The organism is Lysobacter arseniciresistens ZS79, from assembly GCF_000768335.1.
Lineage (GTDB): Bacteria > Pseudomonadota > Gammaproteobacteria > Xanthomonadales > Xanthomonadaceae > Novilysobacter > Novilysobacter arseniciresistens.
In genome coordinates, this window is record NZ_AVPT01000005.1 from 80,464 (window position 1) to 96,087 (window position 15,624).

12 protein-coding genes and 5 tRNA genes are annotated in these 15,624 nt (G+C 68.9%); 4 read left to right on the top strand and 13 right to left on the bottom strand.

Annotation, left to right across the window (positions count from 1 at the left end; translation table 11 throughout):
• Positions 1–111 precede the first annotated feature (111 nt).
• The 9 genes from lon to N799_RS04505 all read right to left on the bottom strand — a co-directional run bounded on the left by lon (position 112) and on the right by N799_RS04505 (position 7,217).
• Positions 112–2,559, bottom strand: a complete 2,448-nt coding sequence (gene lon / locus N799_RS04465) for an endopeptidase La (RefSeq protein WP_052101210.1) — start codon at positions 2,557–2,559, stop codon at positions 112–114.
• 220 nt (positions 2,560–2,779) lie between these two features.
• Positions 2,780–4,075 (bottom strand): ATP-dependent Clp protease ATP-binding subunit ClpX, encoded by a 1,296-nt coding sequence (clpX, locus tag N799_RS04470; RefSeq protein ID WP_036208466.1) that lies wholly within the window; start codon positions 4,073–4,075, stop codon positions 2,780–2,782.
• Positions 4,076–4,255: 180 nt separating this feature from the next.
• Positions 4,256–4,882, bottom strand: a complete 627-nt coding sequence (gene clpP, locus N799_RS04475; protein ID WP_036208469.1) for an ATP-dependent Clp endopeptidase proteolytic subunit ClpP — start codon at positions 4,880–4,882, stop codon at positions 4,256–4,258.
• 117 nt (positions 4,883–4,999) lie between these two features.
• A complete protein-coding gene (tig, locus tag N799_RS04480) occupies positions 5,000–6,307 on the bottom strand; it encodes a trigger factor (RefSeq protein ID WP_036208472.1) in 1,308 nt (435 codons plus the stop codon).
• 257 nt (positions 6,308–6,564) lie between these two features.
• Positions 6,565–6,649: transfer RNA gene (locus tag N799_RS04485), tRNA-Leu, on the bottom strand.
• A 136-nt stretch (positions 6,650–6,785) separates the two neighbouring features.
• A tRNA-Lys gene (locus N799_RS04490) sits at positions 6,786–6,861 on the bottom strand.
• A 57-nt stretch (positions 6,862–6,918) separates the two neighbouring features.
• Positions 6,919–6,995 (bottom strand) — tRNA-His (locus N799_RS04495).
• Positions 6,996–7,035: 40 nt separating this feature from the next.
• A tRNA-Arg gene (locus N799_RS04500) sits at positions 7,036–7,112 on the bottom strand.
• 28 nt (positions 7,113–7,140) lie between these two features.
• Positions 7,141–7,217, bottom strand: a tRNA-Pro gene (locus tag N799_RS04505).
• A gap of 155 nt (positions 7,218–7,372) precedes the next feature.
• Between N799_RS04505 and N799_RS04510 the strand changes: the two genes are divergently transcribed.
• Positions 7,373–8,122, top strand: a complete 750-nt coding sequence (locus N799_RS04510; protein ID WP_036208583.1) for a Bax inhibitor-1/YccA family protein — start codon at positions 7,373–7,375, stop codon at positions 8,120–8,122.
• Positions 8,123–8,188: 66 nt separating this feature from the next.
• On the opposite strand, the gene N799_RS04515 is transcribed toward N799_RS04510, so the two are convergent.
• The 4 genes from N799_RS04515 to grxC form a co-directional block, all read right to left on the bottom strand.
• Positions 8,189–9,529, bottom strand: a complete 1,341-nt coding sequence (locus tag N799_RS04515; protein WP_052101212.1) for a Na+/H+ antiporter NhaC family protein — start codon at positions 9,527–9,529, stop codon at positions 8,189–8,191.
• Positions 9,530–9,707: 178 nt separating this feature from the next.
• Positions 9,708–10,715 (bottom strand): isocitrate dehydrogenase, encoded by a 1,008-nt coding sequence (locus N799_RS04520; protein ID WP_036208475.1) that lies wholly within the window; start codon positions 10,713–10,715, stop codon positions 9,708–9,710.
• 156 nt (positions 10,716–10,871) lie between these two features.
• On the bottom strand, positions 10,872–11,300 hold the full coding sequence (locus N799_RS04525; RefSeq protein WP_036208478.1) for a carboxymuconolactone decarboxylase family protein: 429 nt from the start codon (positions 11,298–11,300) through the stop codon (positions 10,872–10,874).
• Positions 11,297–11,542: a glutaredoxin 3 gene (grxC, locus tag N799_RS04530; RefSeq protein ID WP_052101216.1), complete on the bottom strand. Its 246-nt coding sequence runs from the start codon at positions 11,540–11,542 to the stop codon at positions 11,297–11,299. Before grxC ends, N799_RS04525 begins: the two co-directional genes overlap by 4 nt.
• Before the next feature lie 233 nt (positions 11,543–11,775).
• Between grxC and N799_RS04535 the strand changes: the two genes are divergently transcribed.
• The 3 genes from N799_RS04535 (at position 11,776) to phoR (ending at position 15,612) form a co-directional block, all read left to right on the top strand.
• Positions 11,776–13,389: a M48 family metalloprotease gene (locus tag N799_RS04535; protein WP_052101218.1), complete on the top strand. Its 1,614-nt coding sequence runs from the start codon at positions 11,776–11,778 to the stop codon at positions 13,387–13,389.
• A gap of 124 nt (positions 13,390–13,513) precedes the next feature.
• The gene (gene phoB, locus N799_RS04540) at positions 13,514–14,215 is read left to right on the top strand and encodes a phosphate regulon transcriptional regulator PhoB (RefSeq protein ID WP_036208485.1); all 702 of its coding nucleotides are present in this window, start codon (positions 13,514–13,516) and stop codon (positions 14,213–14,215) included.
• A 35-nt stretch (positions 14,216–14,250) separates the two neighbouring features.
• Positions 14,251–15,612, top strand: coding sequence for a phosphate regulon sensor histidine kinase PhoR (gene phoR / locus N799_RS04545; protein ID WP_052101220.1), 1,362 nt, complete (start codon positions 14,251–14,253; stop codon positions 15,610–15,612).
• Positions 15,613–15,624 lie beyond the last annotated feature (12 nt).

The window sequence follows — 15,624 nt, forward strand, 5'->3', positions numbered from 1 at the left end:
TGCGATGCGGTTGCCTGCGTTATACCAGCGGCATTTTTGGGGTGCAAGCCGGAAACCCAGCAATGACGCGGGTTTCAGCCGATTTTGCGCAAATCCGGCCGTTCCCTGCGATCAGTGCTTGACGCCGGCCTGCGCAAGCGGTTCGTTCTTGCCCCGCACCGGCACCTGCCCTTCACCGGGCGCTGGCGAGGGCGTCACCGGGCGCTCCAGCGCGACATCGAGCACTTCGTCGATCCACTTGGCCGGGACGATCTTCAGGCCTTGGGTCACGCTCTTCGGCAGGTCGACCAGGTCCTTCTCGTTCTCCTCGGGGATGATCACCGTGGTGATGCCGCCACGCAGCGCCGCCAGCAGCTTTTCCTTGAGTCCGCCGATTGGCAGGACGCGGCCACGCAGGGTGATCTCGCCCGTCATCGCGACCTCGGCACGGACCGGGTTGCCGGTCAACATCGAGACCAGCGCGGTCGCCATCGCGATGCCGGCGCTGGGGCCGTCCTTCGGGGTCGCGCCCTCGGGCACGTGGACGTGGATGTCCTGCTTCTGCAGGAACTCCAGGTCGATGCCGAGCCGCTCGGTGCGCGCGCGGACCACGCTCAGCGCGGCCGAGGCCGACTCCTTCATGACGTCGCCGAGCTGGCCGGTCAGCATCAGCTGGCCCTTGCCCGGCACCATGGTCGACTCGATCTGCAGCAGGTCGCCGCCGACCTCGGTCCAGGCCAGCCCGGTGACCAGGCCGATCTCGTTCTGCTCCTCCGCGCGGCCGAAGTCGAAGCGGCGCACGCCGAGGTACTTGTCGAGGTTGCGCGGGGTGACGTTGACGGTCTTCGTTTTCTTCTGCGGGCCGGCCAGCGCGATCTCCTTGACCACCTTGCGGGCGATCTTGGAGATCTCGCGCTCGAGGTTGCGCACGCCGGATTCGCGCGTGTAGTAACGCACCACGTCGCGCACCGCCGCCTCGCTGATCTTCAGCTCCTCGGGCTTCAGTCCGTTCGCCTTGATCTGTTTGGGCAGCAGGTAGCGCATGGCGATGTTGAGCTTCTCCTCCTCGGTGTAGCCGGGGATGCGGATCACTTCCATGCGGTCCAGCAGCGGACCCGGGATGTTGAGCGAGTTGGAGGTGGCGACGAACATCACCTCCGACAGGTCGAGGTCGACCTCGAGGTAATGGTCGTTGAAGCTGTGGTTCTGCTCGGGGTCGAGCACCTCCAGCAGCGCCGAGGACGGGTCGCCGCGGAAGTCCATCGACATCTTGTCGATTTCGTCGAGCACGAACAGGGGATTCTTCGTGCCGACCTTGTTGAGGTTCTGCACGATCCGCCCCGGCATCGAGCCGACGTAGGTGCGGCGGTGGCCACGGATCTCGGCCTCGTCACGCACGCCGCCGAGCGACATCCGGATGAACTTGCGGTTGGTCGCCTTGGCGATCGATTGGCCCAGCGAAGTCTTGCCCACGCCCGGCGGGCCGACGAGGCACAGGATCGGGGCCTTCATCGTCTTGACCCGGGTCTGCACGGCCAGGTATTCGAGGATGCGCTCCTTCACCTTCTCAAGGCCGAAGTGGTCGGCGTCAAGCACCTCCTGCGCGGCACGCAGGTCCTTGCGGACCTTGCTGCGCTTCTTCCACGGCACGCCGAGCAGCCAGTCCAGGTAGTTGCGCACCACCGCGGCTTCGGCCGACATCGGCGACATCTGCTTGAGCTTGTTGAGCTCGTTGCGCGCCTTGGCCTCGACCGGCTTGGGCATGCCGGCCGCGGCGATCTTGCGGGTCAGCTCTTCGATGTCGTTCGGCGCGTCGTCGATCTCGCCCAGCTCCTTCTGGATCGCCTTCATCTGCTCGTTGAGGTAGTACTCGCGCTGGCTCTTCTCCATCTGCGACTTGACCCGGCCGCGGATGCGCTTCTCCAGCTGCTGCACGTCGATCTCGCCGTCGACCAGGCCAACCAGCTGCTCCAGCCGGGCGCCGATCCCGTGGGTTTCCAGCAGCTTCTGCTTGTCGCCGATGCGCACGCCCAGGTGCGCGGCGACGGTATCGGCGAGGCGACCGGGCTCGTCGATGCCCGACAGCGTCTGCATCAGCTCCGGCGGCAGCTTGCGGTTGGTCTTCACGTACTGCTCGAACAGGCCCATCAGCGAACGGGCGATCGCGTCGAGTTCGCGTTCCTCGCGGTCGGCCTGCGGCTCGATCACCTCGGCCCGGCCGGTCAACGCGCCGTCGTGTTCGGCAACCTCGCTGACGCGCGTGCGCGCGACGCCCTCCACCAGCACCTTGATGGTGCCGTCGGGCAGCTTGAGCAGCTGCAGCACGTGGGCCAGCGTGCCGACCTCGTACAGATCGTCGGCGACCGGGTCGTCGGTCTCGGCCGACTTCTGCGCCACCAGCAGGATCTGCTTGTCGGCCTCCATCGCCGCGTCGAGGGCGCGGATCGACTTGTCGCGTCCGACGAACAGCGGGATCACCATGTGCGGGAACACCACCACGTCGCGCAGCGGCAGCACCGGCAGTTCGAGCGGCTCGTGGACCGCGGTGCGGGGGGATTCGGTCCGGGTGGATTCGGTCATGGAGTGCTCCGGCGGTCGGGCCGCCGGACGGGAGCCGCCCGGCGCATGGAAACGGGAAGCCGCCGGGCATCGCCCGGGGCCTTGGAAGGGTTATGGGGGCCCGCGCAGGGGGATGCAAGCCAGCATCGCGGGCGCTTCAGGCCGCGCACGCAATTCCCAAACAAATCAGCCGCTTGCCCGGGCAAGCGGCTGGGGACTGGAGCGTCCGGTCCGGCCCGGTTCAGTCGCCGGAGGCGGCCTTCTGCTGCGGCGCCGCAGGTGGCGTCTGGTAGATCAGGTACGGGTCGGTCTTGTGGTCGATCACCGACTCGTCGACCACCACCTTGCTGACGTTCTCCAGCGACGGCAGCTCGTACATCGTGTCCAGCAGCACAGACTCGACGATGGTCCGCAGGCCGCGCGCACCGGTCTTGCGCTTGAGCGCCTTGCGCGCGATCGCGGCGAGGGCGTCGGGCCGGAACTCCAGCTCGACGTTCTCCATCTCGAACAGCTTCTTGAACTGCTTGGTGATCGCGTTGCGTGGCTCGGTCAGGATCGTGACCAGCGCGGCCTCGTCGAGCTCCTCGAGCGTGGCGACCACCGGCAGGCGGCCGACGAACTCGGGGATCAGGCCGAACTTGATCAGGTCCTCCGGCTCGACCTCGGCCAGGACCTTGCCGATCTCCGCCTTGCGCTCACTGCTCTTGACCTTGGCGCCAAAGCCAATCCCGCCGGCCTCGGTGCTGCGCTGCTGGATGATCTTGTCCAGCCCGGCGAAGGCGCCGCCGACGATGAACAGGATGTTGCGGGTGTCGACCTGCAGGAACTCCTGCTGCGGGTGCTTGCGCCCGCCCTGCGGCGGCACCGAGGCGACCGTGCCCTCGATCAGCTTGAGCAGCGCCTGCTGGACGCCCTCGCCCGACACGTCGCGGGTGATCGACGGGTTGTCGGACTTGCGCGAGATCTTGTCGATCTCGTCGATGTAGACGATGCCCTGCTGCGCCTTCTCGACGTCGTAGTCGCACTTCTGCAGCAGCTTCTGGATGATGTTCTCGACGTCCTCGCCGACGTAGCCGGCTTCGGTCAGCGTGGTCGCGTCGGCCATCGTGAACGGCACGTTGAGCATGCGCGCCAGCGTCTCGGCCAGCAGCGTCTTGCCCGAGCCGGTCGGGCCGACCAGCAGGATGTTGGACTTGGCCAGCTCGACGTCGTCGTTCTTCTGCCGGCTCTCGATCCGCTTGTAGTGGTTGTACACGGCGACCGCGAGCGTGCGCTTGGCGCGGGCCTGGCCGATCACGTACTGGTCGAGGACCTCGAGGATCTCCTTCGGCTTGGGCAGGTGACTGCGCGCCGACTGGGCCTTCTCCTCGAGCTCCTCGCGGATGATGTCGTTGCACAGCTCGACGCACTCGTCGCAGATGAACACGCTCGGGCCCGCAATCAGCTTGCGCACCTCGTGCTGGCTCTTGCCGCAGAACGAGCAGTACAGAATCTTGGTGCTGTCGCCGGTACTGCGGCCCTGTCGATCGTCGGTCATGCGCTTGCCTGAGGTTCCATGTGCGGCCCCGGTCGCGCAGGGTCTGTGCGCGCGGGTACCGGATAATGCGGCCCGAGAATAGCACAGCGTCCCGGCAAGCCCCGCGGGCCTGCCGGAATCGCCGAAAGCGTCACGGAATCAATAACTTGTAGATGAATTTGCTGGCGTTCCGGAGGGCGCTCAGCCGGCCTGGATCGACTCGTCCGGACGCCGCTCCAGCACCTGGTCGACCAGTCCGTACTCGCGGGCGGCCTCGGCGCTCTTGAAGTTATCGCGCTCGGTGTCGCGCGCGATCGTCTCCAGCGGCTGGCCGGTGTGGTGCGACAGCACCTCGTTCAGCTTCTGCTTGAGCGAGAGGATTTCGCGGGCGTGGATCTCGATGTCCGTCGCCTGGCCCTGGAAGCCGCCGAGCGGCTGGTGGATCATGACCCGCGAGTTCGGCAGCGCGTAGCGCTTGCCCTTGGCGCCGGCGGCCAGCAGCAACGCGCCCATCGAGGCGGCCTGGCCGACACAGATCGTGCTCACGTCCGGCTTGATGTACTGCATGGTGTCGTAGATCGCCATGCCCGCGGTGACCACGCCACCGGGCGAGTTGATGTAAAGGCTGATGTCCTTCTCGGGGTTCTCGGCCTCGAGGAACAGCATCTGCGCGACGATCACATTGGCTACGTGGTCGTCGACCCCGCCCACCAGGAAAATCACCCGCTCCTTCAGCAGGCGCGAATAGATGTCGTAAGCGCGCTCACCCCGGCTGGTCTGTTCGACCACCATCGGCACTAGGTTGAGGGCTTTGGTTCGGTTATCCATCCGGCAGGACCTTCGGGTTGGCGTTGGGGGCGACCGCTAAATCTGGGGCCGGCACTACCGCGGCGCAAGGGCCGCGACCGCCGCCAGGCCGCGAGGCCGACGGCGGTTCAGCGATCCTTACTGGCGGATCGCTTCGGAGAACGACAGCGGCTGCTCGGTGTGCTGGGCGCGCTCGGCGATCCAGTCGATCACCTGCTCCTCCATCACCCGCCCCTGCAGGCCCTGCATCAGCTGCTGGTCCTGGCGGTACAGGTCGATCACCTGCTGCGGCTCCTCGTAGGTGGAGGCGATCAGGTTGAGGGTCTCGCTGACGCGCTTGGGATCGAGCTTGAGCTCGTTGCGACGGGCCACCTCGCCGACCAGCAGGCCGACCAGGACGCGCTTGCGGGCGGCGTCGGTGAACTGCTCGTGGGCGTTGGCCGGCAGCTCGACCTGGCGGCCCTGGCGACGGGCCTGCTCGGCGGCCTGGCGGGCCATGTCGCGGGCCTCGTTCTCGACCAGCTTGGGCGGCATCTCGACCGAGGCGTACGCGGCGATCAGCTGCTCGCCGACCTCGCGGCGCAGGCGGGTCATCAGCGCACCCTTGAGCTCGCGCTCGAGGTTGCTGCGGATGTCCTTGCGGAACTGCTCCGGCTCGCCGCTCTTGATGCCGAAGCTCTTGATGAAGCCCGCGTCGACCTCCGGCAGCACCGGCTCGGAGACCTTGGTCGCCTTGACGGTGACGTCGACCTTCTTGCCGGCGAACTGCGGCACGCGCCAGCTGGCCGGGAACTCGACCTCGACGGTCTTCTCGTCGCCGGCCTTCATGCCGACCAGCGCCGACTCGATCGCCGGGAACATCGCGGCCGAACCGACCACGGTGGCGCCGCGCTCGGCACCCTCGGCCGGCAGGCGCTCGCCATCGACGTTGGAGAAGGTCTCCAGCTCGACCGCGTCGCCTTCCTTCGCCGCGCGCTCCACCGGGTTCCAGGTGCGGCGCTGCAGGCGCAGGTTCTCGATCATCGCGTCGATGTCCTCGTCCTTCACCTCGGACGTGTGACGCACGACGTTGAGCTTGGCGACGTCGATGTCGCCGAAGTCCGGCACCACCTCGAAGGTGGCGGCGTAGGCGAGCTCCTCGCCCTCGACCGGCTCGATCCGCGGGTTGCCGGCGATCTGCAGCGACTGCTCGCGCACGGCGTTGCCGAAGCTCTCGCGCAGCAGGCCGTCGAGCACCTCGGCACGGACCTGCTGGCCGAAGCGCTGCTCGATCACCTTGGCCGGCACCTTGCCCGGGCGGAAGCCCTTGATCTTGGCGCCGCGCGCGATCTCGCGCAGGCGGCCACCGACCGTGCTCTCCAGCCGCTCGGCCGGGAGGTTGAAGGTCATGCGGCGTTCCAGGTTACCGAGCGTCTCGACCGACACGGGCTTTTCTACGGCTGGCATATCCACTCCTGCGACCGCGGCCGGTGCCGCGGCAAGATGTTTGGTGAGCGTGTCGCCGCGACCCGGGCACGGGGCCGGCCGCTGGCGGAACGACGTATTTTGGCTGATTCCGGGCGCAGCTGCCAGTTGGGCGGCTGTCGGCCGGGCTGCTGTCGCGTTGCGGATGCGGGCATCACACAAAAGCCGGCCGCGACGGACGGAACGACGCTCGCGAACGCTCGCTGGGGGTGAGCGGGCTTTTGGTTTGCTGCCCGGGTTGGTGCGAAAGGGGGGACTCGAACCCCCACGCCTTGCGGCACTGGAACCTAAATCCAGGGCGTCTACCAATTCCGCCACTTTCGCGATGCTGCGTGCCGGCACCGCCGGCGGCGCGATTCTACGGGCGCCCGCCTGCCGCGCGCCACGCCTGCGACCCGTGTCGCGGGTCCGCGCGCCGGGCAAGAAAAAAGCACCTGGCGCGAACCAGGTGCTTCCGTCTTGGTGGGCCGTCAAGGATTCGAACCTTGGACCTATTGATTAAGAGTCAACTGCTCTACCAACTGAGCTAACGGCCCGTTAGCGCTGAAATTGTAACAGGAAGGCACCGCCGTGAGGCAACACTTCCGATGAACTGGGGTGGAAGACGGGATTCGAACCCGCGACCCCCGGAATCACAATCCGGTGCTCTAACCAGCTGAGCTACATCCACCACTGCAAACCACAACAACCTCAAACATCATCGCATCGACTGGCGCGCCCGGCAGGACTCGAACCTGCAACCACCGGCTTAGAAGGCCGGTGCTCTATCCGGTTGAGCTACGGGCGCCTGCAGACATCTTGCCAGCGCCGCCGAGTGGTCGGGGCAGAGGGATTCGAACCCCCGACCCTCTGGTCCCAAACCAGATGCGCTACCAGACTGCGCTATGCCCCGATCCGGGCTCCCGTTGCGCGCCAGCGCCGCGAAAGGCCGGTCATTTTGGGCGCGACCGCCGGGGCTGTCAATGATCCGCTGCCCACGGCGCGTTGTATGCTCGCCGGATCGCCCACGACGGGCACGCGACTCGACTCAGGGGAGAGCAACACATGATCCGCAGCGGCAACCCGACCCTCAAGGATTCCACCTTCCTCGACCTTGGCAGCGGTGCCATCGTGCGGGGCGGCGACGACGTGATGACCCTCGCCGGCACGGTCAACAAGACCGGCATGCTGTTGCTGATGGCGGTGCTGACCGCCGCGTTCACCTGGTCGCAGGTGTCGACCCCGGCCGGCATCGTCGGCGCCGGCCCGTACCTGTGGGGCGGCCTGATCGGCGGCCTCGTGCTGGCGCTGGTGACGGTCTTCAAGAAGGAATGGTCGCCGGTCACCGCGCCGCTGTACGCGCTGGTCGAGGGCTTCTTCCTCGGTGCGATCTCCGCGATGTTCAACCACATGTACGAAGGCATCGTGATGCAGGCGGTGCTGCTGACCTTCGGCACCCTGTTCGCGCTGCTGTTCGTCTACCGCACGGGGCTGATCAAGGCGACCGAGAACTTCAAGCTCGGCGTCGCCGCGGCCACCGGCGGCATCTTCCTGGTCTACCTGGCCAGCATGGTGCTGGGCTTCTTCGACATCCGGATCCCGTTGATCCACGAGTCGGGCCTCGTCGGCATCGGCTTCAGCCTGTTCGTGGTGGTGATCGCCGCGCTCAACCTGGTGCTGGATTTCGACTTCATCGAGACCGGTGCCGAACAGGGCGCGCCGAAGTACATGGAGTGGTACGGCGCGTTCGGCCTGATGGTTACGCTGGTGTGGCTGTACATCGAGTTCCTGCGGCTGCTGGCCAAGCTGCGCGACTGACGCATGCGGCCATGCCGATGAAGAAAGGCGCCCCTGCGGCGCCTTTCTTTTTGACCGCGTCGACGGTCATCGCGCGGCGGCGTCGCGACGGCCGGGCCAGAGCATGAAGGCGACCGCCGCCACCGCCAGCAGCCAGCAGTACCAGACCTTGCCGGCGATCAGCAGGGGCGACAGGCCGGCCAGCGATCCGGCCAGCAGGATCTGCGCGCCGTACGGCAGCACGCCCTGGACCACGCAGGAGAAGATGTCGAGCACGCTCGCCGCCCGGCGCGGGCTGATGCCGTGGCGAACCGCGATGTCGCGCGCGAGGCTGCCACCGACCAGGATCGCGACCGTGTTGTTGGCGGTCAGCGCGTCGCCGCCGGCGGCCAGCGCGGCGATGCTGAACTCGCCCGGACGCCGCCCGCTGTGGCCGCGGGCGAAGCGCGCGATCACCGCCGCCAGCCAGTCCAGCCCGCCACCGGCGCGGATCAGGGCGGCCAGCCCGCCGATCAGGATCGACAGCAGGGTGATCTCGACCATGCCCTCGAAGCCGGCGTAGATGTCGTTGGCGTAGCTGACCACGTCGTAGCCGTCGGCCAGCACGTAGCCGAACACGCCGGCCAGCACCAGGCCGATGCCGAGCACCAGCACCACGTCCAGCCCCAGCAGGGCCAGCGCCAGCACCGCGAGGTACGGCAGCACCAGCCACGCCGACGCCGCGTCCGGCGCCTCCACCGGCGCCGCCTCGCCGAGCCACGCCAGCAGCACCAGCGTCACCAGCGCGGCCGGCAATGCGATCTTGAAGTTCTCGCGGAACTTGTCGGCCATCCGCGCGCCCTGGCTGCGGGTGGCGGCGATGGTGGTGTCGGAGATGATCGACAGGTTGTCGCCGAACATCGCGCCGCCGACCACGGCGCCGAGCACCAGCGCCATGTCCAGTCCCGCGGCGTCGCCCAGGCCGGTGGCGATGGGCACGACCGCGGCGATGGTGCCCATCGACGTGCCGATCGCAAGGGAGACGAAGGCGGCCACCAGGAACAGTCCCGGCAGGATCAGCCCCGGCGGCAGCGCGCCCAGCCCCAGCGCCACCACCGCGTCGACCGCGCCGATCGCGCGCGAGACGCTGGCGAACGCGCCGGCCAGCAGGAACACCAGCACCATCAGCATCACGTTGGAGTGCCCCATGCCGGCCAGCAGCGTCTCGACCGGGCGGATGCCCCGCCGGTGCGCCAGCCAGGCGCCCAACGCCAGCGCCGGCAGGATCGCGACGGGTGCGCGCAACTGGTAGAAACCCATTGCCTCGCCCTGCGCGGTGAAATACAGGCCCGCGCCGAAGAACAGCGCCAGGAACAGCAGCAGCGGCGTCAGCGCGAGCGCGCTGGGGCGGACCGCCGGTTCGGCGGACGGCTCGGGCGATTCATTCATCGCTTTATCGGGATGCAGGAATAAGGCGCGAGTGTGCGGTCTGGCCGGAACGGTGTCGAGCGCCACCGGTGGAACGCTGTGCGACGGGTGATGGCACCCGCGCGCGATGCCGGCTCCCGGCGCGCCAAAAGAAAAGGGCGCCGTGGGGCGCCCTTTCCGGTCGAACCGATGCCGATGCTCAGACCCGGCTGGCGATCGCCTTGGCGAACGACATGGTGTCGCTGCTGCCACCGAGGTCGCCGGTCAGGCTGTCCTTGGCTTCCAGCGTGGCGACGATGGCCTGGCGCAGGCGGGTTGCCTTGTCGCCCATGCCGAGATGGTCGAGCATCTGCGCGGCGCCCAGCAGCAGCGCGCAGGGGTTGGCCTTGCCCTGACCAGCGATGTCCGGCGCGGTGCCGTGGACGGCCTCGAAGATCGCCGCGTCGGTGCCGATGTTGGCACCCGGCGTCAGGCCGAGGCCGCCGATCAGGCCGGCGCACAGGTCGGAGATGATGTCGCCGAACAGGTTGGTGGTGACGATCACGTCGAACTGCTCCGGCCGCATCACCAGCTGCATGCAGCAGTTGTCGACGATCATCTCCTCGCAGGTGATCTCCGGGTACTCGGCCGCCACTTCACGCGCGGTCTTCAGGAACAGGCCCGAGGTCGACTTCAGGATGTTGGCCTTGTGGACCACGGTGACCTTCCTGCGGCCGGTCTTCTTCGCCAGCTCGAAGGCGTAGCGGACGATCCGCTCGGAGCCGCGGCGGGTGGTCCTGGTGATCGAGGTGGCGGTCTCGCCATCCTCCGACACCGCCTGCCCCTCGGCGCTGTAGGCGCCCTCAGTGTTCTCGCGCACGGTGATCAGGTCGACCCCGGACGGGAAGCGCGACTTGGTGTTCGGGAACGAGGTCGCCGGGCGCACGTTGGCGTACAGGTCGAAGCGCTTGCGCAGCTCGACGTTGATCGACGAGAAGCCGCCACCAACCGGGGTGGTCAGCGGGCTCTTGAGGGCGACGCGGTTCTTGCGGATCGAGTCCATGGTCGCCGCCGGCAGCAGCTCGCCGGTCTTCTCCAGCGCGACCAGGCCGGCATCGGCGAACTCGTACTGCAGGCCAAGCTGCATCGCGTCCAGCACGTGCAGGGTGGCGTCCATGATTTCCGGGCCGATACCGTCGCCGCGGATGACCGTGATCGTTTGCGTCATTGGGGGGATTTCCAGCTGGGGCCACCGCACGGAAGGCCGTACGGCGGCGTGTGTGAACCGTGGAATTATGCCGTGCCGGCGCACGACTTGACAGCCCGGCCGCCCGTGCGGGTCGCCGCGTCCGGGCCCGGGGACAGCCCAGCCAAGCGCCGGCGATCAGCCGTGGGCGTGGTTTTCCGGTGCCGCGGCGGCGCCCTGCTCCAGCCGGTCGAGGAAGTCGACCGCACGGCGCAGGTGCGGGATCACGATCGAGCCGCCGACCACCAGCCCGACCGAAAACGCCTCGAACATCTCGTCGCGCTTCACCCCGGCGTCCCGGCACTGCGCGACGTGGTAGCTGATGCAGTCGTCGCAGCGCAGCACCAGCGAGGCGACCAGGCCCAGCAGCTCCTTGGTCTTCAGGTCCAGCGCGCCGGGCTGGTAGGTCTGGGTGTCGAGCGCGAAGAAGCGGCGGACGACCTGGTTGGGTTCGGCCAGGATCCGCTCGTTCATGCGCTTGCGGAAGGCGGTGAACTCGGCGACGCGATCGGCCTCGCTGTCGCCCCCGGCGACCCCGCCCTGCCCGTCGCCGGAAGCAGTGCTCATGCGGCGCCCTCGAGCAGCGGCTCCAGCTTGCCCTCGCGGTGCAGCGCGATCATGTCGTCGTAACCGCCGACGTGGGTGTCGCCGACGAAGATCTGCGGGACGCTGGTGCGGCGCGCCAGCGCGACCATCTTCTGGCGCTCGGCCGGGTCCAGGTCGACCCGCACCTCGGTCCACTCCTGCCCCTTGCTCTTGAGGAAGTTCTTGGCCGCCACGCAGTACGGGCAGACCGCGGTGGTGTACATGGTGATGCGGGGCGCGGGGGCGGAAGGGCTGCTCAAGGGGTTCTCCTGTGAACTCGGGGGGACGGCCGTTGTCGAACGACTGCACCGGACATGGGGCCGGCCCGGCGATTTTCCCACGGCCGCGGATCGCGAACGACGCGGCACCCGGGACGCTGCAATCCACCGCCGCGGCCGATACCCTCGAACCCGACCCGATTAACTGCATGTTCACGCCCGCGCGCCGGCCACCGCGCATGCTGCCGGCAACCGGCGCCCGCCAGGAGCCCCCATTGCGTCGCATCCTCCCGATCACCGCCGCCCTCACCTTCGCCCTCGCCAGCCTTGGCGCGCCGGCGCAGGACGCGCTGCCCGACATCGGCTCGTCGGCGGGCCAGCTGCTCACCCCGCACCAGCAGGAGCAGTACGGCGCGATGATGCTGGCGCAGCTGCGCCACTACGACTACCTGCTGGAGGACCCGCTGGTCGACGGCTGGCTGGACACCCTCGGCGCCCGGCTCGCGGCCAACAGCGACATGCCGCGCCAGCCCTTCACCTTCTTCATGATGGGCGACCGCCGGATCAACGCGTTCGCGACCCTCGGCGGCTACATCGGTGTCAATGCCGGCCTGGTGCTGGCGGCCGAGCGCGAGGACGAGGTGGCCGCGGTGATGTCGCACGAGATCGCCCACGTCACCCAGGAGCACGTGCTGCGCGGCGTGGAACGCGCCCAGCGCGACCAGGTGCCGATCCTGCTGGCGATGCTCGGCGCGGTGGTGCTGGCGCAGTCGTCCGGCGGCAACTCGAGTGACGACGCCGCGCAGGCCGCCATTGTCTCGGCGATGGGCCTGGCCCAGCAGCGCCAGATCAACTACACCCGCTCCAACGAGCACGAGGCCGACCGGCTCGGCATCCAGACGCTGTCGCGCAGCCATTACGACACCGACGCGATGGCGGATTTCTTCGGCACCATGCTGACCCGCTCGCGCGCCAACGCGGCCGGCGCCTACGACACCCCCGACTACCTGATGACCCACCCGGTCACGACCACCCGCATCAGCGAGGCGAAGGCGCGCGCCGAGCAACTGGGTCGCTCGCCGGGTGGTTTCAGCGTCGGCCCCGGCAGTACCGACAACCCGTTGCTGCCGGAAGGCCTGGTGATCGGCGGCGATGCGCTGCAGTCGGGTGGGACCGGCCAGTTCGAGCTGGCCCGCGAGCGCCTGCGCGTGTTGAGCGCGGAAACCCCGCCGGCGGCCGTGCGCGAGTACGAGCGGATGGCCGCCGGCGGCAAGCTCACCGAGGCCCAGCGCTACGGCCTTGCGATCGCCCGGCTGCGCGCCAACGAGCCCAAGGCCGCCGCGAAGGGGCTGGCGGAACTGCTCGATGACCGCCCGGGCGACCTGTGGATCGAGCTCGGCCTGGCCGAGGCGCAGTCCCGCAGCGGCAACCGCGAGGCGGCCGACGCGCGCTTCGCCCGCCTGCTCCAGCGCGCGCCGCGCAACCGCGCGATCGCCCTGACCTACGCCCGCGTGCTGTCGGAGCGCAATACGGTGGAGGCCGGCAAACGTGCCCAGGCGGTGCTGCGGCCGCTGCTGGCGCGCTCCTCGCAGGACCCCGAGTTCCAGCGCACCTACGCCCGCGCCAGCGAGATCGCCGGCGAGCCGATCCGCGCCGGCGAGGCCTACGCCGAGGCGACCCTGCTCAGCGGCCGCGCCGAGCAGGCGCTGGTCCAGCTCAACATCCTGAAGAAGCGGCCGGAAGTCGACTATTACGCCCGCCAGCGGATCGAGGCGCGGATCGCGCAGATCACGCCGATGGTGCTGGAGCTGCACCGCCAGGGCATCCACGACGAGGTGCTGGACCGCCGCTAGCGGGGCCGCGCCGGCATGTGACAACGGTGGCGCCGTTGTCACCGAAGTGTCACGCAACGGTAGTGTACTGGGCACCATCGGGCCACCGGATGGCCCGCCATGGTCCCTATGACCCCGGTGTCCCGTGCATAAACGCATCCTGATTGTCGAAGACGAACCCGCCATCCGTGACATGGTGTCCTTCGCCCTGCGCAAGGGTGAATACGAGCCCGTCCACGCCGGCGATTCCCGCGAAGCCCAGGCGGCCATCGCCGACCGCGTGCCCGACCTGATCCTGCTGGACTGGATGCTGCCCGGCACCAGCGGCCTGGAACTGGCCCGCCGCTGGCGCAAGGAGTCGCTGACCCGCGAGGTCCCGATCATCATGCTGACCGCGCGCGGCGAGGAAAACGACCGCGTCGGCGGGCTGGAGGCCGGGGTCGACGACTACGTGGTCAAGCCGTTCTCGGCGCGCGAACTGCTGGCGCGCATCCGCGCGGTGCTGCGGCGCTCGCGCGAGGACGACGAGGACGGCAGCATCACCACCGGCGCGCTGCGGATCGACGGCGCCGCCCACCGGGTATTCGCCCGCGGCGAGAGTGGCGAGGAGCCGGTCCAGATCGGACCGACCGAGTACCGCCTGCTGCATTTCTTCATGACCCATCCCGAGCGCGTCTACTCGCGCACGCAGCTGCTCGACCACGTGTGGGGCGGCAGCGTGTACGTCGAGGAACGCACGGTCGACGTCCACATCCGCCGCCTGCGCAAGACGCTGGAGCCGCACCAGCTGGACGGCATGATCCAGACCGTGCGCGGTGCCGGCTACCGGTTCTCGGCGTCGGCCTGAACCGCCGCGCGCGGTAAACATCGGATACTGCCGCCATGCCCCCGCGCGCCCGCTCCGCCTGGTTCCGCACCCTCGGCCTGCTGATGCTCTGCATGGCCGGCGCGGCTTTGCTCGGCCTCGCCATCGGTCATCCGTGGCCGGTGGTCACGCTGGCCGCGTTCGGCGTGCTGGCCTGGCACTACTGGCGGCTGCGGCGCGTGCTGCAGCGGCTGACCGCCCGGCGCCGGCTGCCGCCGCCGGAGGGCGTCGGGGTCTGGAACGAGATGGACCGGCTGCTGCACCGCGGCCAGGTCGAGATGCGGGGCCGCAAGCGGCGCCTGGTCGAAATGCTGCGCGCCTACCGCGCAGTCGCCGCGGCGCTGCCCGACGCCGTGGTGGTGGTGGAGCGCAACAGCCAGCGCGTGCAGTGGTTCAACCAGGCCGCCGGGCCGCTGCTGGGCCTGCGCTACCCGGGCGACATCGGCGTGCCGCTGGTGCAGCGCCTGCAGCCGCTGCCGCTGGCCCACTGGCTGGCCGCGGGGCGCAATGCGGAGCCGCTGGAGACGGCGTCGCCGCTGGACCCGTCGGTGACCCTGAGCCTGCGGCTGATCCCGTACTCGGAGAACCTGTGGCTGCTGGTCGCGCGCGACGTCAGCCGGCTGCTGCAGCTGGAGCAGATGCGCCGCGACTTCGTCGCCAACGTCTCGCACGAGCTGCGCACGCCGCTGACGGTGGTGCACGGCTACCTCGACCTGATCGACGACGGCCAGTACCCCGAGCTGACCCCGATGCTGGCCGAGATGCAGCGCCAGTCGCAGCGCATGGCGCAGCTGGTCGAGGACCTGCTGACGCTCTCGCGCCTGGAATCGCAGGACGGCCTGCCGGCTGAGGAGCAGGTGGCGCTGGCGCCGATGCTCAGCACCCTGCGGCGCGAAGCCGCCGCGCTCAGCCAGGGCCAGCACACGATCACCGTCGAGGACATCGCCGGGGTCGACCTGGTCGGCTCGGGCAAGGAGCTGCACAGCGCGTTCTCGAACCTGGTCGCCAACGCGATCCGCTACACGCCGGCCGGCGGCGAGGTGTCGGTGCGGTTCCGGCCGGACGATGCGAAGGACAACCCCGGCGGCGTGGTGCTGGAGGTGCGCGACAGCGGCTACGGCATCCCCGCCGCGCACCTGCCGCGCATCACCGAGCGCTTCTACCGCGTGTCCACGAGCCGCTCGCGCGAGTCCGGCGGCACCGGGCTGGGGCTGGCGATCGTCAAGCACGTGCTGCAATTGCACCAGGCGCGACTGAAAATCCGCAGCGAGGTCGGCCGGGGCAGTACCTTTGCCTGTCACTTCAGCCGCGACCGGGTGCGCCCGCGCAGCCGGGCCGAAGCCGATACCGGCACCGATACCACCGGGACGCACGCATGAGGGATACACGAC